This is a genomic window from Prescottella equi, assembly GCF_002094305.1.
GTDB lineage: Bacteria > Actinomycetota > Actinomycetes > Mycobacteriales > Mycobacteriaceae > Prescottella > Prescottella equi.
The window spans coordinates 37546-59013 of record NZ_LWTX01000012.1; the positions used below are offsets into that span (position 1 = coordinate 37546).

The window sequence follows — 21468 nt, forward strand, 5'->3', positions numbered from 1 at the left end:
TGCTGACTTCGCTAACATTCAGAACTCAGGCGACGGTTCCGGGGAGGAACCGTCGGCAACCGGAAGGAAGTGACGCGGTGCCCCAGCAGGGACCGGACAGCAAGCCCCGCGCAGTCGATCCGAGCAACCTCCGCTGGCGCAGGCTGGCCGAGATGGTCGCCGACCAGATCCGCGAGCGCATCCTGCGCGGCGATCTCGCCGAGGGCGACGTCCTGCCCAAGGAGGCCGAGCTGCGCGAGCAGTACCCGGTCAACGTCCAATCGCTGCGTGAGGCGCTGCGGATCCTCGAGGCGGAGGGGCTGGTGAGGGTCCGCCGCGGCAACCGGGGCGGGGCCGTGGTCCACCGCCCCACCCCCGGCAACGTCGCCTACAGCCTCTCGATGGTCCTCGCGATGTCCGGCACCGATATCGACGACGTCGGCCGCGCCCTGCACGAGATCGAACCCATGTGCGCCGCGCTGTGCGCCGAACGCGAGGATCGCGCCACCGAGGTGGTGCCGATCCTGCGCGCCCTGCACGAGGAGTCGCTCGCCAACGTCGACGATCTCGTCGCCGCCACGACGCTGTCTCGACGGTTCCACGAGGCCGTCGTACAGCTCTGCGGCAATCGGTCGCTGATCGTGCTTGCCGGCGCCCTCGAGTCGCTGTGGTCGAGCCACGTCACCGACTGGGCCAACCTGCGGGCCGATCCCGAGACCATTCCCCGGACCGAGCGAGCACAGGCCCTCGCCGTCCACGGCCAGATCCTGCAGTGCATCGAGGACGGCGACGCCGCGTCGGCGCGGGTGATCGCCGCCCGCCACCTGCGCGACGTCGGGTCCTACCCGCACGACCCGGACCGCCCACTGGTACCGCTCGATCCGGCCGTGGCCCGCGACCGCCTCTTCTTCGGCTGACGGGATCCGGTCAGAAGCTGTTCGGATCGTCGATCACGCTCTGCGGCACCGGATGTCGGTACAGCTTGGAGGCGTTCTCCCAGGTGACCTTGCGCAGCTCGTCGGCGGAGAGACCCTTCATGGACTCGTTGACGACGTCCATCGTGCGCGGCCACAGGCTGTCACTGTGCGGGTAGTCCTCCTCGAGGAGGATGTGGTCGACGCCGATGCGGTCGCGGAGCACCATCGTCGACGGATCCTCGACGGCGCAGAACCAGAAGTTCCGCTTGAGTACGTCGGCCGGCGAGATGTCGATGCCGTCCCACGTGCCGTACATCGACGAGTAGGTCGTCATGTGGTCGAGTCGGTCGAGAAGCGCCGGAACCCAACCGATCCCACCCTCGGACATCACGATCTTGATGTTCGGGAAGCGGACCGGGATCTTCGAGAACAGCCAGTCGACGGTCGCGAACATCGCGTAGCCGAAGAACAACGTGCCGGCGACGTCCGGCGGCGCGTCCTCGGACGTGCTCGGTGACGTGCTCGACGAGCCGATGTGCAGGTTGATGACGGTCTCGGTCTCCTCACACGCCCGCATGATCGGATCCCAGTGGCCCGAGTGCACCGACGGCAGGCCCAGCGCGTGCGGGCCCTCGGAGAACGTCACGGCCTTGAAACCGCGTTCGGCGTTGCGGTAGATCTCCTGCGCGCCGATCTCCGGGTCGAGGAAGTACGGGATCTGGCACGGGATGATGCGGTCCGGGTACGGCCCCGCCCACTCCTCGAGGTGCCAGTCGTTGTAGGCCCGGGTGGCCGCGAGCGCGAGTTCCCGATCACTCGTGCTCAACTGCAGGCGCTGGCCGGCGAACCCCGGAAGGAACGACGGAAAATTTAGGGACGCATACACCCCCGAGAGGTTCATGTCCTTGACGCGGTGATGGATGTCCCACGATCCGCGGCGCATGTCCTCGAACCGCTGCGGGTCGAATCCCCACTCGTCGACCGGACGTCCGACGACGGCGTTGAAGCCGACGTTCGGGATCTCCTTGCCGTCGTACACCCAGATGTCTGCACCGTCGCGGTGGATGACCTTGGGTGCCCGGTCGGCGAACTTGGCCGGCAGGCGACCCTCGAAGGTGTCCTTCGGTTCGACGATGTGGTCGTCGACCGAGATGAACGGGAAGGGTCGATGCGCCTTGTCGGGCTCGGGCAGGAACGTGACCTTGCCCTTGACGTTGGTGGTGAAATCGGTGTTCTGCATCAGGTCGTCGAGACTGGCCATCGTGCACACTCCTCGAATGCTTGGGGGTCGATGAATTCGGCTGCGCTACATACGCAACCGCTGATGAGTCGGGATCTTGGGTCCGTCAGTCGAGAACGTCGGGGTGGGTGCGGATCAGCTTGCGGACCGCACCGGCCCAGTAGACGCCCGCGGCGCGCTCGACGAGCGCCTTCTGCATCGCGACACGGATGCGCTTCTCGATCGGCAGCGGATCCTTGCCGAGCAGCAGGATGTCGTAGGCGAGACGGCAGAAGCGGTCGATCGACGCCGCGCGGTACACCGCGAGCTCGATCGTGTCCGCGGTCGTGATGATGCCGTGGCTGGCGAGGATCACATTGTTGCGGTCGCCGATCTTGTCGGCGAGGTCGCGGCCCAGCGCCGCGTCGTCGACCTCGCCGGTGTACTCGCTGACCAGCGACAAGTCGTCGTCGTACAGACTGCCCGTCTGGTGCGCGATCATCGGCAGCACGCCGACGGCGGCCAGCAGCGTCACGTAGTACGGATGGTTGTGGATGACTACGCGGGCATCCGGCCGGCGACGGTGCAGCTCGGTGTGGATGTGGTACGCGGGCGTGACGTCCCACTTCCCTTCGACCACAGCACCGTTCGCATCGACACGGCAGACGTCCGAGGCGGAGACCTCCTCCCACCACAGTCCCCACGGGTTGATGAGGAGGCTGTCGTCGTCGCGGTCCGCCCACGTGATGTGGCCGGCCATGTTCTCGCTGAAGCCGTCGTGCGCCAGGATGCGGAAGGCGCATGCGAGCTTCTGTTCGTCGGTGAGTTCCACCCCGATCGGCGGCGTGGCGCTCGGCTGCCAGCCGTCCATCGAGTTCTTCTCCTGCCCTGCAGAATTCGTCGACTCGCCGAGTGCGGTCACGGCACCTCCTTGCATCGAGAGTAAGTCGCTTCGGGAACTACCGAGACTCTAACTTACAAAAGTTAGCAATGTAAGCCCCATCTCATTCCGGTTCGAGAACAGAACTCAATCCCCCGGAGACGACGAAGCGCCCACCCTCGGTGAGGGTGAGCGCTTGCAGCCCAAAATGTTTCGCGGAAAGTCGACCTCCTAGTCGGAGCCGAAGCCTGAGGCGGGTCGGGTGAACACCTCGCGTAGCAGGGGGACGAAGGTGTCGATCGGCAGCGTGTCGTAGTCGGGGTCGAACGACACCTGATCCCATTCGGCACAGAAGTGCGCGCACGTGTCGAAGTACGGGCTGTCCCGGTAGCGTTCACGCGTGTTCGGGTCCAGCCCCAGCCGATCCCAGTAGTGATAGCCCTGGAACACGCCGTGGTGCTTGACGACCCAGGTGGCCTCCGCATCGAGGTAGGGCGCCACGATGGCGGCGGCGAGCTCGGAGTGATTCGCCGGCGCGATGGCGTCGCCGATGTCGTGCATCAGGGCCGCGACCACGAGATCCGTTCGCGCACCCTCTCGTAGCGCACGGGTCGCGGTCTGCAACGAATGCTCGTAGCGATCCACCTGATAGCCGAGCGTGGGACCACGCAACGCCTCGAGCATCTCGATCATCGTGTCCGGCAAGCGATCATTCAGGAAGACCTTCGACTCGGCGACGATGAGAGCGATGTCCTCCGGTGTCGATTCGTCCATCCGCGTGAAGCTCACCTGCCGGCCACCCGACGCGTCGATCGCCATGACGTGACTTCCTTCCGCTCGTCGCGGTCATCGACCGCTGATTCTCGTATCTTTACATAGAAAGGGCGAGTACGCGTACGAGATTCCCACTGGACGAAATCTCTCGCCGTCGGCCTACATCCAGTTCCACCGTTCAGGCCGATGACAGGCGCAGTTCCTCGACCACACCGCGCAGGGCCTGCACTTCACGCCGCAGCTGCCCGATTTCGTCACCCGCCCCGCGCTCCCGGAACGGATCGGCGCGCACCGCCGCCGCTGCCGGAGCCGGCGACCCGGGCGCCCGGGCCGTGATGCCGTCCACGAACAGGTCCACCAGGGTCGTCGACAGCATGACGTGGTCGGCGTCGAGCGAGTCCCGGTGCCATCGCGTCGCGGTCCACACGATCTCCCGGAGCAGGCGCTGCAGCTGCGCCGACTCGAAATCCCGCCGAAAGCTGTTCTCGGCGATCCCGTTCGCGAGGATCCGCGACCACACGTCCTGAGCCTCGAGCACGCGTGCATCGATGTGCCGATAGCCCGGCAGCGTCGGCAGAACGCCGAATTCCTTGTCGTAGATCTCCGACGCATGCGGATGGCGCACAGCAACCCGCAGCGAGACGTGGATCAGATCGCGCAGCTGTTCGGGGGCGGCCACCGACCAACGGATCTCGCTCGCATAACTGCAGGTCAAGTCGTCGAGGAAGGCGATCAGGATCTCCGAGACCAACTCGTCCTTGGACCCGAAGTAGTGGTACAGACTGCCCGAGTGCAGCCCCACCTCGTCGGCGATGTCGCGCACCGTGGTCGCGGCGACACCGCGCGACGAGAACATCCGGGCGGCACACTCCACGATCTCCGGGCGCCTACTGGGGGTCGCGCGCGGGCGGCTCATCGCGCCTGCCCGGCCAGGTCCTGGTCGCCCCACACCTTGGGCGGCCGGGAGAAGACCTCCTCGAGCATCGGCATGAAGAATTCGAGCGGCTCCGAATCGTATTCGGGATCGAAGGACTCCTGGTCCCACGCGGCGCAGAAGTGGGCGCAGGTGTCGAAGTACGGCGAATCCCGGTACCGGTCGCGGCTGTTCGCGGGTACGCCCAGCTTCTCGCCGTAGTGATAGGTCTGGAACACCCCGTGGTGCCGGACGACCCACACCGCCTCGTCGTCGAGGACCGGGCGCAGGATGGCCGCGGCGACCTCGCTGTGGTTGTCCGGGCACAGGTCGTCGCCGATGTCGTGGAGCAGTGCCGCGACGACCAGGTCCACCCGCGCGCCCTCCCGATGGGCCCGCGTCGCCGACTGCAGGGAGTGCTCGTATCGGTCGACGCGATAGCCGAACGTATAGCCCTTCATCGACTCCAACAGCCGCACAACGGTTCCGAGCCAGTGATCGCGTCGATGCACGGCGGCCTCGTCCCGAATCAGCTCCATCTCGGCGACGGTGGCGTCGTCCATCCTGGTGAATCCGACAGTTCGCGGCTGGTGCACGTCTCGTCTCCCGTCCTGACGCCATGTGGCCTGGGTAACACTACGCAGCGGAACATTACCCGATCAATCAGTTGATGGAGTCCCAATCGGGTGATTGACAATCGGCGCGTCCTGCCTCAACATGACTTCGCAATTCCGGATCGCTTCGAACGGAATCCGCTGTGGCCGAACAGTGCCCGCCATCTCCACCGTTTCGAGACCAAGCTCCCCACCCTCACGGGCAGTCTCCGAAGGAGAACGTCATGACCTCTTCCACCTCGACACCGCGTACGGGCACCACCGTTCGAGGCAGAGCCCGGATGATCCTCGCGGTCAACATGGGCAACGCGCTCGAATGGTTCGACTGGACCGTCTTCGCGATCTTCGCGGTCTACTTCTCGAACCAGTTCTTCCACTCCGACAACGAGGTGTCGAACCTCCTGTCCACGATGGCGGTCTTCGCCGTCGGCTTCGTGATGCGACCGCTGGGCGGTCTGTTCTTCGGTCTCGTCGCCGACCGCCGCGGCCGCAAGTTCGTCATGGTGCTGACGATGTCGCTCGTCGCAGCGTCCAGCGTCCTCATCGCCGTCGCCCCCACGTACGGCCAGGTCGGCGCCTTCGCGTCGCTGTGGCTCCTGGTGGTGCGCTGCATCCAGGGCCTCGCACACGGCGGCGAACAGGGCGGTTCCTACACCTACATCGCCGAGGTGGCCCGCCCGGACAACCGCGCCCTGTGGGGTAGCACCGTCATCATGTCGACGGTGGGCGGCACCGTGCTCGCCACCCTCCTCGGTGCCGTCATGCGCACCGGCGTCGACGCGTCCACCATGTCCGACTGGGGCTGGCGCATCCCGTTCCTGATCGGCGGGCTCCTCGGGTTCTTCGCGCTCTACCTGCGCCGCGGCCTCGCCGAGTCCGAGACGTTCGAGGACGCGGCCGAAGCCGCCCCCGTGCCCGAGTCCCCGGTCAAGACGGCGCTGCGCGACGTGTGGGCGCAGCGCGGATCGATCCTGCGGGTCGTCATCCTCGTCGGCGGCACCTCGGTGTTCTCGTACACCTGGTCGGTGAACGCGCCGGCGTACGCGATCAGCTTCCACGGCGTCGACGACCGCCTCGCGATGTGGTCCGGTGTGGTGGCGAACCTCGTGTTCATCGCCGCGCTGCCACTGGCAGCGATGCTCGCGGACCGGGTCGGACGTCGGGTCAACAACATGGTGTGGGGTATCGGCGTCGCGCTGCTGGCCTTCCCACTCTCCGGGCTGCTCGACGACTCCGCGATCAGCCTCGTGACGGCGATGTCGCTGGCACTGGTCCTGCAGTCGTTCGCGGCGAGCACGCAGGTCGCGTGGTTCGCCGAACTGTTCGCCACCAAGTCGCGCGCCACGGGCACCGGCATCGCGGTCTCGCTCGCGGCAGCGGTGTTCGGCGGCACCGCGCCCTACCTGAACACGTGGCTGACCTCGCGGGATTCGGCGGACCTCTTCACGTGGTACGTCGTGGCGCTGGCCCTGTGCGTGGCGGTCGCCGCCTACTTCACCCGGGAGACCAAGGGGACGGCGCTCACCTCCACCCACGTTCCGAACCCCGCGACGGCGGAGTCGACGGTCGCCTGACCCCGGTGCGCATTCCCCTCCGCGCACCGCGCTGCTGTGACAATATGTGCTGTCCGTGCACCTGGTCACGATTCGTGACCGGGTGCACGAGCAAGGTTTCGCAGCGGGGGCGAACCAATCGCACCGACGGGGGTCGGTGGACATGGGGAGTGTGTTGCTGTGGCAGCTGACCGATCGGCGATCGAGACCGGTGGGAGATCACCGCGGGCAGAGCGCTTCCTGCTGAACCGTCCACGCCTGTTCGAGCTGCTGTCGAAACCGACGGCGTTGACCGTCGTCCGCGGCCCGCGTGCAGCGGGGAAGACAGCACTCCTGCGAACGTGGGCGCGCAGCCGGTCCGACTTCGGCGAAACGGTGATCGAGCAGGACACGCCCCCAGCCGACATCATGCCGAATGGTTACTGGGACAGGGTGTCCCGCGAAATCGGGGCCGCAGCACAGAGCCAGGACGATTCTCCGATCGTCGTCGTGCTCGACGATCTCGACCGACTCGGCGACCCGGACGCTCAGGCCCGCGCCCTCACGCTCCTCGAGAGCGACGAGCGCCTGCACCTCGTCGTCACCACCCGGTCCACGGCCATCTTCGACGACGCCACGATGCTCGACGTGGACGGGCTCACGATCTCCCCCACGGATCTGCTGTTCACTCCCGCCGAATCGCAGGCCGTCCTGCAGGCCCGCGGAATCGACCTCGCGCCACACCTTCTGGAAACCGTGCAGACCGTGACAGGCGGCTTTCCGCCCCTCGTCCAGGCCGCCGTCTCGGTGGCCCGTCCGTTCGGGACCGACTACGAGGAGAGCCGAGCACTCGCCCGCCGCGCGCTCGAGCGCTCCATCGACCGGTACGTCGAGCGCACGATCCTCGGCGACCCCGATCTGGCCGACCTGCGTCAGTTCACGCTCACGATCTCCGCGGCGCGGATCGTCACCGACGAAGTGGCCGCCGTCCTCGCCGCCGACGGCGACGCGCCGCAGCGGGTACGCGCCCTCGAGGCCGCCGGCCTACTGGTTCGGTCGACGTGGCCGCGCGACGACGAGTGGCGTTTCCCGCAGCCGATCCGCGAATCCCTCATGCGCGATCTGCGATTGGAGGCGCCGCAGGGGCCGCTGCGCGCGTCGGGCGACCTGGCCCGCTGGTTCCTGGGGCGCGGCGAACTCGACCCCGCGCTGGCGCACGCCGTCGAGGGCCACGACTGGGAACTGACGGTGTCGATCCTCAAGTCCAACTGGGTCGAACTCGTCTCGCGCCACTTCCGGCTGGTCCGCGAGTCGCTGCTGGCCCTTCCCGCCGAGGTGGCCGCCGACGACCTCACGATCAAGGCCGGGCGGGAGCTCTTCCTACGATTCGGCGCCGATTCGGCGGGGTTCGCGGCGCCGATGGTCCCGTCGTACGACATCGACGTCGCGGAGGCCGATACGTCCGTCGTCACCGAGACGCTCGCCGTGGGAACCGTGCAGTCGCTCATCCTGCGCGTGGCGGGTGATTTCGAACGCGCCGCCGAGATGACGGCGCAACTGTCCGCGCTGGCGGACCGGGCGATCGAGGTCCAGCACGGCGAGGTCACCGAGTTCCTGCCGCTGCTGCGCCTGCAGTGGGGCATCACGCACCAACTGCGGGGCGATCTGACACGGGCGTCGAGCGAGTTGCGTCGCGCGCACCACGGCAACCGCCCCGACGGGACCGACTTCATCGCCCGGAACGCGGCGGGCAATCTCGCTCTCGGCTACGCCCTGACCGGGGAACTGACGTACGCCGACACGTGGCTCGAGCGTGAACGGCGCTACGACGACACCGGGTCGGGGATGTCGGCGGTGGTCCGCGTGAGCGGCCTGGTCGCGTCGGCGCTGGTCGCGCTGGATCGGATGGATGTCACGCTCACCGCGAAGGCCCTCGCCGAGCTCGGCGACCTGCCCGACGACGAGGAACTGTGGGCGTTCGCGCTGTACGCGCACTGCCAGCTGGCCCTCGTGACCGGCAACGCGGAACAGGGGCTCGATCGCTTGCACCGCGCGACCGCGATCTACGACAGATGGTTCACGTCGGGATCGGTCGCGGCGCCGCTTCTGGCCTCGACCGAGGCGGACCTGTTCTCCGCGCTCGGCCGTGGCAACGACATGTGGACCGCGCTCGAACAGGCCCGCGGTCGCGGCCCGTGGACGGCTGTCTCCCGGGCCCGGATGGACCTGTCGAGCGGCTACCCCGCGTCCACGCTCGCCGGTTGCGCCCGGCCGGTCGTCGCGGGCTGTCCGCAGCCCCGCATCCGGATGGAGTCCGCGCTTCTGCAGTCCGTCGCGCACCTCGACATGGGGAACACGGAACCGGCGGTGACGCTGCTGCAGCGCGCGGTCTCCCTGTTCGAGCAGACCGGGATGGTCCGGCCGTTCGCGTCGCTGTCCGAGAACGCCGTCGAACGTCTCGCCGGCCTGGGTGTGCCGTTGCCCGAGGCGTGGTCGGCGGCGGCGCCCCCGGTCGGCCGGGAGGTCTTTCCCGAGCGGATCCGCATGGTCGGCATCAGCGATCGCGAGTCCGCGGTCCTCGAGGCGCTGGCGTCGACGCCGTCGGTCGCGGAGATCGCCGCACAGTTGTACGTCTCCCAGAACACCGTCAAGACGCAGCTTCGCAGCCTGTACCGCAAGCTGGGCGTCCATTCCCGGGCCGACGCCCTGACCACGGCGACGCGGTTGGGCCTGCTCGCGAGCCGGCACGACACCGACGGCTGACGCGCCCGGAGAGGGCGGGAATAGATCGGGTTCGAGGTTGTTGAGCTACGGTGAACTAGTTGAATCCTCAACTAACCGCCCGGAGGAGAACCCCATGCCCGCCGTGACCGTCGACAACATCCTCGCGCTGCCGCGCATCGAAGCCGTGGATCCGACCGCCGTGGACCGCCCCGTCCGGGGCATCGTCACCGCGCCCGTCGGCTACGAGGGCGAGGGTTTCCCCGTCCGCCGCGCCTTCGCCGGCATCGACCTCGCACAGCTCGACCCGTTCATCCACATGGATCAGATGGGTGAGGTGAACTACGCCCCCGGCGAACCGAAGGGCACCCCGTGGCATCCGCACCGCGGCTTCGAGACCGTCACCTACATGATCGACGGGATCATGGAGCACCAGGACTCCAACGGCGGCGGCGGCATCATCGGCGGCGGCGACACCCAGTGGATGACGGCCGGTGGCGGCATCCTCCACATCGAGGCTCCGCCCGAGCACCTCGTGATGAGCGGCGGCCTGTTCCACGGCGTCCAGCTGTGGGTCAACCTGCCCAAGAGCAACAAGATGGCGGCGCCCCGCTACCAGGACATCACCGGCAGCAAGGTCGCCCTCGCCTCGAGCGCCGACGGCGGGGCCCTGGTCCGCGTCATCGCCGGTGAGATCGCGGGACACCAGGGTCCCGGATCCACGTACACCCCCATCGCGCTGTCGCACACGACCGTCGCACCGGGAGCCAGCGTGACGCTGCCGTGGAACCCCGACTTCAACGCGCTGGTCTACGTGCTGGCCGGGGACGGCTTCGTCGGCGCCGAGAAGCGACCGATCTCGTCGGGCCAGACCGCCGTGCTGGGTCGCGGTGACACCGTCACGATCGCGGCCGCCGACGTCCAGGACTCGCGCACCGAGTCGCTCGAGGTGTTCGTCCTCGGTGGCCGGCCGATCCGCGAGCCCGTCGCGATGGCAGGGCCGTTCGTCATGAACACCAAGGCCGAGGTCATCCAGGCGTTCGAGGACTACCAGGCCGGCCGACTCGGGTCCGTCCCGGCAGCGCACGAAACCCTCAACTGAATGTCTTTGCCGGACAGTCGATCACATCGGTCGAACGACCGACCGATTGTGGTCGACTCCCGGCCCGACACTCGTCCGTGAACAGTCCGAGACCGAACCGACACCACTGATTCGGCGCCGGCGGGTCCCACTTCGTACCCTGGTGACTCGACAGCGCGAACGCCGTGGAGCAACTCTGACCGCGTCTGTCAGCGAGGAGGACCGCATGCCAGCTCTCACCACCCCCCACGTCGACGTCCACCGTTCGGGTGACCGTCTCAAGACCCGGATCCCGTGGCTGGACTCCAAGCACTCCTTCTCGTTCGGGCAGCACTACGACCCCGACAACACCCATCACGGACTGCTGCTCGTGAACAACGACGACATCGTCCAGCCGGGCCAGGGCTTCGACACCCACCCTCACAAGGACATGGAGATCGTCACCTGGGTGCTGCGGGGGTCGCTGGTGCATCAGGACTCGATCGGCCACTCGGGTGTCATCTATCCGGGTCTCGCGCAGCGGATGAGCGCGGGCACCGGCATCCTGCACTCCGAGAAGAACGACTCGTGGCGGCTGAAGGGCGACGAGCACGAGGAGCCCGTCCACTTCGTCCAGATGTGGGTCGTGCCCGACGAGCCGGGCATCATGCCAGGCTACGAACAGCTCGAGATCGACGCCGAACTCCTCGCCGGTGGGCTGGTGCCGGTCGCGTCGGGCATGCCGCAGCACCGCGACAACGCGGCCATCCGGATCAAGAACAAGTACGCGTCGCTGCACGCGGCCCGGCTGCAGCCGGGTAAGGCGGTCCGCATCCCCGAAGCGCCGTTCGTGCACGTGTTCGTCGCGCAGGGCACCGCGGAGATGGAGGGCGTCGGAACGCTGTACGAGGGCGACGCCGTCCGGCTCAGTGCGTCCGGCGGGCAGCAGGTCACGAGCGAGACCGGGGCCGAGATCCTCGTCTGGGAGATGCACGCACGTCTCGGCGGGTGAGCATCGCCGGTTGCCGGGTCGGGCGCCGACTCGCGCCGATCCGTCCACGGCCGATCGGGGCGGACGGCACGCTGCCTACGTCCGCCCGGACGCGCGCGCAACCGGGACGGCGGTTCGGCGCCCGCGGCTCGGGTGGTACACAAGTGCAATGACCCAGACTGCCGCCGATCCGAGCACCGCACCCGAACGGGTCGACCGCCTCAACCTGTTCATGGGTGTGGAGGCGCGGGAGGTCCGGCCCGGACACCTCGTGCTCGCGCAGCCGGTCGGGGCCCGCTTCCACGACCACCGCGGACAGACGATCCTCGGCTCGGTCGGCGTGCTCGCCGACGCGTGCCCGGGCGGCTCGCTCGGCAACTCGGTCCCCGCGGACGCGGGCATGGTGCTGTCGCAGATCTCCGCGACGCTCGCCGCACCGATGCCGACGCACGGCACCGTCGTCGCGACCGGCGACGTCGTCGACCTCGACCTCGAGAGCGGCATCGGACTCGCGGCCGGCGCGATGCACGACGGCGACGGCACCACGGTCGCGGTCGTGCAGTCGCGTGGTGTGTTCGTCACGCGGCCCCGCGCGAACGCCGCGGCGGTGCTCAGCGGGCAGCGCCTCCCCGTGCCCGCCGCCGAACCGTGCGCGGCCCCCGACGAGCTGGCCGGCCGCGCCGGACTCGACGTCGTCGACGGCATCGCGTCGGAGCGGATCGCGCGCGGCCCGCTCGCCGGGCTGCTCGACCTGCGTCTGACCGACGTCGAACGCGGTTCGCTGACAGCGACGTTCGCGCCGCAGGACTGGATGAGCAACTACCTGGGCTCGATTCAGGGCGGCATCCTGATCACCGCGGCCGACCTCGTGAACGGCCTTGTCGCGCAGACGCTCACCGCCGCCGATCAGCGGTACCGGATCCTGGATCTGCGGATCGACTTCGTCCGTTCCCCCGCCACCGACGGCCCCGCGATCCGCGCGGAGGCCGAGGTCGTCCGCGCCGGGCGCCGCCTCGCACTCATCGAGTCACGTCTGCTCGACAGCTCCGGGCAGGTCCTGATCCGGGCCGCGGCGAGCGCGCAACTGCTCTGACGGACACCCGCATGCACCGGGACGTGGAGCTGAGCCGGCTACGGATCAGCCGGCGCCGCGCGCTGACCCTGGGCGGCGCCCTGACACTCAGCGGCGTCCTGGCGGCGTGCGGCGGCCCGGGCACCGATCCCGCCCCGGCCGTCCCCATCACCGCGGTCCCCAGCGACATCGAACCGCGGCTGCTCGCGCTGCTCGACGACGCCCCGCGCTGCGTCATGGCGGTCGAGGAGACGCAGGGCCCGTACTGGTTCGACGTCGACTCGATCCGCCGCGACATCCGCGAGGACCGTCCCGGACTCGAACTGCACCTCGCACTGCGCGTGCAGGACGCACGCAACTGCGACCCCGACGGCGGCGCACCCGGAGTCGCGAACGCCGTCGTCGAGATCTGGCACTGCGACGCGGGCGGCGTCTACTCGGGCTACGAGGCCGCGTCCGTCGCGGCGAACGGCGGCACGCCGACTGCCGGTGACGCGTCGTCGATCGTCACGATGTCCGACGGGTCGTACAGCCTCGACGACGGCCAGATCCCCACCACCGACGACGGCACGTACCTCCGGGGCGCGCAGGTCACCGACGGCAACGGCATCGCGCAGTTCACGACGATCTTCCCCGGCTGGTACACCGGCCGCACCGTGCACATCCACCTCAAGGTGCACATCGACCGCAGAACGGTCCTGACCACGCAGCTGTACCTCGACGACGCGCTGACCGACGACGTCTTCGCCGGCGTCGCGCCGTACACCGCTCACCCCGGACGCGACACCCGCAACGACACGGACGTCATCTTCCACGACACCGGGCTGGTGAACACCGCCCGTGAACCCGACCGGATCCTGGCGGCGATCAATCTGGGCATCGACATCTGACCTTCCGGTTCCCAGCAAGCTCACAGCCGACGTCCAGCCTCACGCCAGACCGCCCGCCGACGATGGTTCTCGACTCATTCGTTGCGAGGAAGGATGTCGAATGAACAAGGACGTGGAACTGAGCCGGCTGCGGATCAGCCGGCGCCGGGCGCTCGCGCTGGGCGGAACCGTCAGCCTGACCGGGCTGCTCGCGGCGTGCAGCGGGGGCGGTAGCTCCACGACCGCCGCTACGGCGTCGAGCGTCTCCGGGCCTTCGGGGGCTTCCGGGGTTTCGGGGGCTTCCGGTTCGCTCGCCACCGGCACCGTCGACGAGCAACTTCTCGCGCTCCTCGACCAGGCGCCGCGGTGCGGCCTGGCCGTCGAGGAGACGCAGGGCCCGTACTGGTTCGACGTCGACTCGATCCGCAGCGACATCCGCGAGGACCGTCCCGGACTCGAACTGAACCTCGCGATGCGTGTCCAGGATCTGACCAACTGCAGCGCCGACGGCAGTGCGGGCGCGGTTGCCAACGCCGTCGTCGAAATCTGGCACTGCGACGCGGGCGGGGTGTACTCCGGCTTCGAGTCCGGTTCCGTCGCCGCGAACCAGGGCGGGGGCATGGGCGGGGGTATGGGCGGGCCGCCGCCCGGTGGTACGCCGCCGGAAGGAATGCCGGAAGGCGGCCCCGGTGGGCCGGGTGGCCAGCCGCCCCAGGGCGGTATGGGCGGACCCGGTGGCCCCGGCGGCATAGGCGGCTCGGGCGAGACGTCGGACGGCTCGTACAGCGTCGGCGACCAGGAGGCCACCACCACCGACGACGGCACCTACCTGCGGGGCGCGCAGACCACCGACGCGAACGGCATCGCGCGGTTCACGACGATCTTTCCCGGCTGGTACACCGGCCGCACCGTACACATCCACCTCAAGGTGCACATCGACAAGAAGACCGTGCTCACCACGCAGCTGTACTTCGACGACGCGCTGAACGACGACGTGTTCTCCACCGTCCCGCCGTACACCGACCACACCGGCCGCGACACCCGCAACGACACCGACGGCATCTACGACGCGGCCGGGCTCATGGCGACGTCCCGGCAACCGGACCGCATGCTCGCCGCCATCAACCTCGGCATCGACGTTTGACACCATCGATCCTGAAGGATTTCCATCGCCCGGCGAGAGGATTCCTTTCAGGGTCGGCCGACACCGGCGGCGCGGTGTAAAGATGGAGTGCATGACTCGTTCCGGCATCGACCTGACCCACATCGACGCGGGCACGCGCCCGCAGGACGACCTGTTCGTGCACGTCAACGGCAAATGGCTGGACGAGTACGAGATCCCGGCCGACCGTGCGGTGGACGGCGCGTTCCGCACCCTGTACGACAAGGCCGAGGAGGACGTGAAGACGCTCATCCAGGAGGCGTCCGAGTCCGGCGCGGCGCACGGTACCGACGCCCAGAAGATCGGCGACCTGTACTCGAGCTTCATGGACGCCGACGCCGTCGAGTCTGCCGGGCTGTCTCCGATCGCCGAGGAACTCGCGGCCGTCGCGGACGCCGCGGACCTGAGCGAACTCGCCGGCATCGTGGGACGCCTGCAGCGCACCGGCGTCGGCGGCGGCATCGGGCAGTACGTCGACACCGACGCCAAGGATTCGTCCCGCTACCTGGTGCACTTCACGCAGTCCGGTATCGGATTGCCCGACGAGTCGTACTACCGCGAGGACAACTATGCCCCGATCCGCGACGCGTACGTCGAGCACATCCGGAAGATGTTCGAACTGGCCGGAATCGAGTACGACGCGCAGCGCGTGTTCGACCTCGAGACGGCGATCGCGGGCGGCCACTGGGACGTCGTCAAGCGTCGTGACGCGGAACTGGGCTACAACCTGGTGACACTCGACGACCTGCACTCGCAGTACGGCGGGTTCGACTGGGATGCCTGGATTTCCGGTCTGCAGGCGACGCCGGAGCAGCTCGCCGAGATCGTGGTACGCCAGCCCGGGTTCGTCGAGTCGTTCACCGAACTGTGGACCTCGCGCCCACTCGAGGACTGGAAGGCGTGGGCCACGTGGCGCGTCCTGCACTCGCGTGCCGCGTTCCTCACGGAGGCGATCGTCGCGGAGGACTTCGCGTTCTTCGGCACGACTCTCAGTGGCACCCAGGAGAATCGCGAACGCTGGAAGCGTGGCGTCTCGCTGGTGCAGGACCTGCTCGGGGAGGCCGTGGGCAAGCTGTACGTCGAGCGGCACTTCCCGCCGGAATCCAAGGCGCGCATGCAGGAACTCGTCGCGAATCTGCAGGAAGCGTACCGCCGCAACATCTCCGACCTCGAGTGGATGTCCCCGGCTACCCGGCAGGCCGCGCTCGCGAAGCTCGAGAAGTTCACCCCGAAGATCGGCTATCCGGACAAGTGGCGGGACTACTCGGCCGTCGAGATCGACCCCGCCGATCTGGTGGGCAACTACCGCAGCGGCTTTGCTGCCGAACACGACCGCGACATCGCCAAGCTCGGCGGTCCGGTGGACCGTGACGAGTGGTTCATGACCCCGCAGACCGTCAACGCCTACTACAACCCGGGCATGAACGAGATCGTCTTCCCCGCAGCGATTCTGCAGCCTCCGTTCTTCGATCCGGAGGCCGACGACGCCGCCAACTACGGGGGTATCGGCGCGGTGATCGGCCACGAGATCGGCCACGGCTTCGACGACCAGGGCGCCAAGTACGACGGCGACGGCAACATGGTCGACTGGTGGACCGACGACGACCGCACCGAGTTCGGTAAGCGGACCAAGGCGCTCATCGAGCAGTACAACGACTTCGAGCCCAAGGACCTGCCGGGCCACCACGTCAACGGCGAGTTCACGATCGGCGAGAACATCGGCGACCTGGGCGGCCTGTCGATCGCACTCGAGGCGTACCGGATCGCCACCGAGGGCACCGAGGCTCCGGTCCTCGACGAGTTGGACGGCCTGCAGCGCGTGTTCTTCGGCTGGGCGCAGGTGTGGCGTACGAAGGCGCGCAAGGAAGAGGCACTGCGGCGACTGGCGGTCGACCCGCACTCGCCGCCGGAGTTCCGCTGCAACGGCGTCATCCGCAATCTCGACAGCTTCCACGACGCGTTCGACGTCCAACCGGGGGACGCCCTGTATCTGGAGCCCGAGAAGCGGGTCAAGATCTGGTAGGCGCTCCGCACCCGTGCGCCTTTTCGGTAGCGACTCCTACCGAAAAGGCGCACAGGCGCGACACCGCGAAGCACCGGCGCGCCTCCAACCCTCCCGGGTGAGGACGGCCTCGACCTCCCGGGCCACGACACACGGCATGCCGCCGACCTCGTCCATCCCGTACACCAGCCGCGGCCGGTCGGCGAGTTCGGCGGCGTTGTCGCGCCTACGATCGCGAAACTGGACCTCACGCATCGAATGAGCCCACCGGCCGTCGAGCCGCACGATCAGAGGGACGCCGTGCTCGGAGTAGTCGACGTCTTCGAAGAGCGTGCGCCCGTCCACGATCACCGGACCCTGACGGTGCGCCGTCGGGAGGCCATGCGCCTGTTCGACGTCCACCGCATAGTGATACTCGAGTACCGACTGCACGCCGTTCGCAAGGAGTCCGACCGCGTCCTCGAGCGCGCGTCGGTATCGACGCGGTCGCCGCTCGACCATGCGCTGCCGGACGTCGTTCAGTCGTATTCGCGCGTTGGTGACCGTGGTGACGAGTGAGACGTAGGCCAAGCGGGCGGACGGCTCCGCCACCGCGACGTCGAGAGCAGTGTCGGCCTTCGACGTCCGCGGATTCGCCGTGTCCACTCCGATGTGCCGGTGCGCGCGAGAGCGGTGCACCACGACACCCGGATGCAGGAGCGACCCGGGCCGAATGACGGGGTGCCCGGACGCCCGTGCCGGCAGCATCGCGGTTGCCGTCTGCGGCCTCGAGGACTTTCCGTACGGCACCGTCACATGCACCGGCGCGCCGTCGTCGACCCGGAACATTCCCCATTCCTCGGCAGCCGTCCGATGGCTGAGCATCGCGTGGTCGCCGCCGTACAGCAACGCCGCCGCCAGTGTCATCTCGCGAGTCAGCGGGCCGTTCGTCACGGCGTAGACGCCGTGCAGGACGCGACGCCACCGCCCGGTGTCGAGGAGGTGTCTGACACGTCCGCGGCCATAGCCGAGCAGCGCGATCTGGCCCTGGGTGACCATTCCCCACTGGTCGTCCACAAGTCGTCGAAGGTCGGGAGACTCGATTTCGGTCATGCCGCGATCGTTCGTTCCGGCCATGACAAGTTCCGGTGGAGCCCGGGCAGTTATCCACAGCCCCTGTGCGCCTTTCTGGTAGTCCCGGCCGCCGAAAAGGCGCACGGGCGGCGCAGCCGCCTATCGCGCATACATGATCACGCCGACGCCGCACAGACAGATCAGTGCGCCGATGATGTCGTAGCGGTCCGGGCGGAAGCCGTCCATCACCACGGCCCACAGCAGTGAACCCGCCACGAACACACCGCCGTACGCAGCCAGAATGCGCCCGAAGTTGGCGTCGGGTTGAAGGGTCGCAACCAGACCGTAGATGCCGAGGGCGACCATTCCGGCGCCGACCCACAGCCAGCCCCGCTGCTCACGCACGCCCTGCCACACCAGCCAGGCCCCACCGATCTCGAACAGCGCAGCCAGGACGAAAAGCAGGATCGAGCGCGTCACCGTCATGGCATCAATATCTCAGCCGTGCGCCTTTCCGGTAGCGCCAGCTACCAAAAAGGCGCACAGGTGCGAAGCGCCTATCGGTTCCAGTCACCCAGCCCGTCGGCGCCGCTGAGGATTCCGCCGGCGGTGTTCTGCACGATCACCGGGTCGCCCTTCTTGGCGTTCTCGAAGAACCACCGGCCGTCCTCGGTGCTGACGTTGAGGCAGCCGTGACTGACGTTGCTGTGGCCCTGCTGCTGCACGGACCACGGCGCGGCGTGGACGAAGATACCGCTGTAGGAGATTCGCGTCGCGTATTCGACGTACGTGCGGTAGCCCTCGGGGGCGTCGATCGGCACGCCGTACGTGGACGAGTCCATGTACATGTCGCGGAACTTCTCGCCGACGATGTAGGTGCCGTTCGGGGTCTCGTATCCGGGTTTGCCGAGCGACGTCGGCATCGTCTTGACGACCTCGCCGTTGCGGGTGACGGTGATCTGCTTGGTGTTGTCGTCGGCGACGGTCACGAGGGCGTCGCCGATCGAGAAGGTGGAATGCGAATCGCCGGCCTGGACGGTGACCTGGATGTTGGCGGGCCAGAACTGATTCGGCTTCCACCGGACCTGCTTGTCGCCTACCCAGTAGAAGTGCCCCTCGACGGGCGGGTTCGTGGTCACCCGGATCGCCCGCTCGGCGACGGCGCGGTCGGCGATCGCCTCGTTGAAGCGAATGATGACCGGCTGGGCGATGCCCACCACCTCGCCGGGCGCCGGATTCAGCGACGGAGCCGAGAAGTTCGCGGGCCCGAGCGGCGGCGGGGCCGTGACGACCAGCCCGGCCGGCAGCAACGCCTGGACCTCGCGGGGCAGTTCGAACCCCGGCGGAAGCACCAGCGGCGGGGTGGGGATCTGCGGCAACTCGAAGGCAGGAAGTTGGACGCCCGGGATCTCCGCGCTTCCGGGGAACAGCGGCGCCGCCTGCGCGGGGGCGACGAGGGCGCCGCCCGCTGCGGTGGCGCCGACGAGCACGGCCGCCGCACGGGCGAACCACTTCCGACGCCTCGCGCCGCGTCCTGCGATCTGCCCGGTCATGTGCGCACCCCTCGCTCGACGACACCGTGCCACGGTCGCGCCGCCACGACGGGCGTCCGGTAGGTCTTATTCAGCCATACCGGACGCGCGTCCCACAACCGACCCGCCGCGAACCGCGACCGCCCTCAGCCGGCTTCGCCGCGCGCGATCTCGAGCATCGCGGCGATGTCGACGATCTTGGTGCGGGAACGGCCGCTCTCGGCGCCGAGTGCGCGTTCCTGCTTGTCGATGCGCTGCCAGCCCTGGAAATCGACGACCTCCGGCTGACGCTCGCCGACGAGCCGGCCGAGGTGCTCACGCTCGCTACCCGGCTGGGGCAGCAGTCCGTCGGAGAAATCGGACAGCAGCAGGTCGACGGTGGCCGCCGAGCAGTGCTTGTTGGTGCCGATGACACCGGTGGGGCCGCGCTTGATCCAGCCGGCGACGTAGACGCCGGGGACGGGCTTGCCGGTCTCCGGATCGATGACGCGACCGTTCTCGTTGGGGACCACGCCGCGACGCTCGTCGAACGGCAGGTCCTGAATCGGCAGACCCTTGTAACCGATCGACCGCAGCACCAGACCGGTCTCGAGCGTCTCGGTGCGGTCGGTCGCGCGGGCTGTGAGCTTGCCCGCGTCGTCGGCGACCAGCTCGTTGCGCACCAGGCGGATGCTCTCGACGCGATCGTCGCCGATCAGTTCCGCGGGCGAGGCGAGGAAACGCAGCACGATGCGCTTGCGCCCGTCGGTGGCGGTCCGCTTGGCGAACTCCTCGACCTGACGCACCTTGAGCTTCTCGGACGGCTCGGAGTCGGGCCCGTCGACCCAGGCGCGGCTGGCCGCGTCCAGGATCACCTCGTCGGGATCGACGACGATGTCGACATCCGCCATCTGCCCGAGGGCGATCAGTTCCGGGTTGGTGTACGCGGCCTGCGCGGGTCCACGACGGCCGACGATGACGACCTCGCGGATGTTGCTGTGGCGCAGCGCCTCTACGGCATGCTCGGCCATGTCGGTCTTGGCGAGCTCGTCGGGGTCGGTGACGAGCACGCGGGCGACGTCCAGCGCGACGTTGCCGTTGCCGACGATGACGGCGCGTTCACCCGAGAGGTCGAACTCGTGGTCCGCGTAGTCGGGGTGGCCGTTGTACCAGGCGACGAACTCGGTCGCGGCGTGCGATCCGGGCAGGTCCTCGCCGGGAACCCCGAGTCGACGGTCGCTCGCCGCACCCACCGCGTAGATGACGGCGTGGTGATGCTCGAGGAGCTCCTCGTGGCTCACGTGCCGGCCCACCTCGACGTTGAAGTGGCACTGCACCGAACGCTTGCCGAGGGCCGACCGGAACACGTCGGAGACACCCTTGGTACCCGGATGGTCGGGGGCGACGCCGGCCCGCACGAGTCCGTACGGCGTGGGCAGGCGGTCGAACATGTCGACCTCGACCCGCGGGCGCGAGGTGAGTTCGATGGCGGCGTAGCAGGCCGACGGGCCGGACCCGACGATCGCGACGCGCAACGTCCCCAGTTCGGCGCTGAGCTTCCGCGGCGACGCCAGCTCCGGCCAGTCCGGACCGATCGGATGCTTCTCGAAGTACGCCGCGTTGATCTCCGGGTACATCGAGTGCGCCTCGCTGAGCTCGTTCTCCCCGAAGATGGCGTCGACGGGGCACTCGTCGACGCACGCGCCGCAGTCGATGCACGTCTGCGGGTCGATGTAGAGCATCTCGGTCGTGGCGAACTCGGGCTCGTCCGGCGTCGGATGAATACAGTTGACGGGACAGACGTCCACGCATGATGCATCGTTGCAGCATGCCTGCGTAATCACATAAGCCACAGTTCTTCCCTACCTGTGCGTACCCACCGAGACCGACATTCTCGTTCAGACTATAACGTGTTTCAGTTTCGGTCGAGGTTCCGTTGCGTCGGAACGTGATCGGCCGGCCCCGCCATCATTCCGGGTCGGCCCCGCCATCATTCCAGCCGGAATCCGACCTTGAGTGTCACCTGGGTGTGGGCGACGGCCCCGTCCTCGATGTGGCCGCGCGTCTCGACCACCTCGAACCACTCCAGGTTCCGCATGGTCGCATTCGCCCGGCCGACGGCGTTGGCGATCGCGTCGTCGACACCCTTGCTCGACGAGCCGACGATCTCGATCACCCGATAGACATGATCACTCATCC

General features: G+C 68.2%; 19 protein-coding genes. 9 read left to right on the forward strand and 10 right to left on the reverse strand.

Annotation, left to right across the window (positions count from 1 at the left end; all coding sequences use genetic code 11):
• The first annotated feature begins 77 nt into the window (after positions 1-77).
• Positions 78-896 carry a FadR/GntR family transcriptional regulator gene (locus A6I89_RS22085; RefSeq protein WP_022598137.1) on the forward strand — a complete coding sequence of 273 codons (819 nt, stop codon included), beginning with the start codon at positions 78-80 and terminating at the stop codon, positions 894-896.
• A 10-nt stretch (positions 897-906) separates the two neighbouring features.
• Here the strand turns inward: A6I89_RS22085 and A6I89_RS22090 are convergent, their stop codons facing one another.
• From A6I89_RS22090 to A6I89_RS22110, 5 genes are all read right to left on the reverse strand, one after another.
• Complete coding sequence (locus A6I89_RS22090) at positions 907-2157, reverse strand: amidohydrolase family protein (protein WP_013417326.1); 1251 nt, start codon at positions 2155-2157, stop codon at positions 907-909.
• Positions 2158-2242: 85 nt separating this feature from the next.
• A complete protein-coding gene (locus tag A6I89_RS22095; RefSeq protein ID WP_013417327.1) occupies positions 2243-2986 on the reverse strand; it encodes a class II aldolase/adducin family protein in 744 nt (247 codons plus the stop codon).
• 240 nt (positions 2987-3226) lie between these two features.
• A complete protein-coding gene (locus A6I89_RS22100; RefSeq protein ID WP_013417328.1) occupies positions 3227-3814 on the reverse strand; it encodes an HD domain-containing protein in 588 nt (195 codons plus the stop codon).
• 133 nt (positions 3815-3947) lie between these two features.
• The gene (locus tag A6I89_RS22105) at positions 3948-4685 is read right to left on the reverse strand and encodes a TetR/AcrR family transcriptional regulator (RefSeq protein WP_044991432.1); all 738 of its coding nucleotides are present in this window, start codon (positions 4683-4685) and stop codon (positions 3948-3950) included.
• On the reverse strand, positions 4682-5245 hold the full coding sequence (locus A6I89_RS22110; protein WP_005517364.1) for an HD domain-containing protein: 564 nt from the start codon (positions 5243-5245) through the stop codon (positions 4682-4684). Before A6I89_RS22110 ends, A6I89_RS22105 begins: the two co-directional genes overlap by 4 nt.
• 275 nt (positions 5246-5520) lie before the next feature.
• Between A6I89_RS22110 and A6I89_RS22115 the strand changes: the two genes are divergently transcribed.
• The 8 genes from A6I89_RS22115 (at position 5521) to A6I89_RS22150 (ending at position 16726) form a co-directional block, all read left to right on the forward strand.
• Positions 5521-6870: an MFS transporter gene (locus tag A6I89_RS22115; RefSeq protein ID WP_044991433.1), complete on the forward strand. Its 1350-nt coding sequence runs from the start codon at positions 5521-5523 to the stop codon at positions 6868-6870.
• A 159-nt stretch (positions 6871-7029) separates the two neighbouring features.
• Positions 7030-9591, forward strand: coding sequence for a LuxR C-terminal-related transcriptional regulator (locus tag A6I89_RS22120; RefSeq protein ID WP_022598143.1), 2562 nt, complete (start codon positions 7030-7032; stop codon positions 9589-9591).
• Between the two features lie 94 nt (positions 9592-9685).
• Positions 9686-10651, forward strand: a complete 966-nt coding sequence (locus A6I89_RS22125) for a pirin family protein (protein WP_005517358.1) — start codon at positions 9686-9688, stop codon at positions 10649-10651.
• A gap of 205 nt (positions 10652-10856) precedes the next feature.
• Complete coding sequence (locus A6I89_RS22130) at positions 10857-11621, forward strand: pirin family protein (RefSeq protein ID WP_022598145.1); 765 nt, start codon at positions 10857-10859, stop codon at positions 11619-11621.
• Between the two features lie 148 nt (positions 11622-11769).
• Complete coding sequence (locus A6I89_RS22135) at positions 11770-12693, forward strand: PaaI family thioesterase (RefSeq protein WP_013417334.1); 924 nt, start codon at positions 11770-11772, stop codon at positions 12691-12693.
• 11 nt (positions 12694-12704) lie between these two features.
• On the forward strand, positions 12705-13562 hold the full coding sequence (locus tag A6I89_RS22140; protein WP_022598147.1) for an intradiol ring-cleavage dioxygenase: 858 nt from the start codon (positions 12705-12707) through the stop codon (positions 13560-13562).
• Between the two features lie 100 nt (positions 13563-13662).
• Positions 13663-14685, forward strand: coding sequence for a peptidase associated/transthyretin-like domain-containing protein (locus A6I89_RS22145; RefSeq protein WP_022598149.1), 1023 nt, complete (start codon positions 13663-13665; stop codon positions 14683-14685).
• 82 nt (positions 14686-14767) lie between these two features.
• Entirely contained in the window at positions 14768-16726 is a 1959-nt protein-coding gene (locus tag A6I89_RS22150) for a M13 family metallopeptidase (protein WP_044991434.1), read from the forward strand.
• A gap of 36 nt (positions 16727-16762) precedes the next feature.
• Here A6I89_RS22150 and A6I89_RS22155 read toward each other — a convergent pair whose 3' ends face one another.
• From A6I89_RS22155 to A6I89_RS22175, 5 genes are all read right to left on the reverse strand, one after another.
• Positions 16763-17797 (reverse strand): type IV toxin-antitoxin system AbiEi family antitoxin domain-containing protein, encoded by a 1035-nt coding sequence (locus tag A6I89_RS22155; protein WP_231849531.1) that lies wholly within the window; start codon positions 17795-17797, stop codon positions 16763-16765.
• 120 nt (positions 17798-17917) lie between these two features.
• A complete protein-coding gene (locus tag A6I89_RS22160) occupies positions 17918-18244 on the reverse strand; it encodes a YnfA family protein (RefSeq protein WP_022598152.1) in 327 nt (108 codons plus the stop codon).
• A gap of 71 nt (positions 18245-18315) precedes the next feature.
• Positions 18316-19311, reverse strand: coding sequence for a L,D-transpeptidase (locus A6I89_RS22165; RefSeq protein WP_005517339.1), 996 nt, complete (start codon positions 19309-19311; stop codon positions 18316-18318).
• Positions 19312-19436: 125 nt separating this feature from the next.
• Positions 19437-21122, reverse strand: coding sequence for an FAD-dependent oxidoreductase (locus tag A6I89_RS22170; RefSeq protein WP_037084854.1), 1686 nt, complete (start codon positions 21120-21122; stop codon positions 19437-19439).
• Between the two features lie 137 nt (positions 21123-21259).
• Positions 21260-21466: a dodecin gene (locus A6I89_RS22175; protein ID WP_005517337.1), complete on the reverse strand. Its 207-nt coding sequence runs from the start codon at positions 21464-21466 to the stop codon at positions 21260-21262.
• Between the last annotated feature and the right edge of the window lie 2 nt (positions 21467-21468).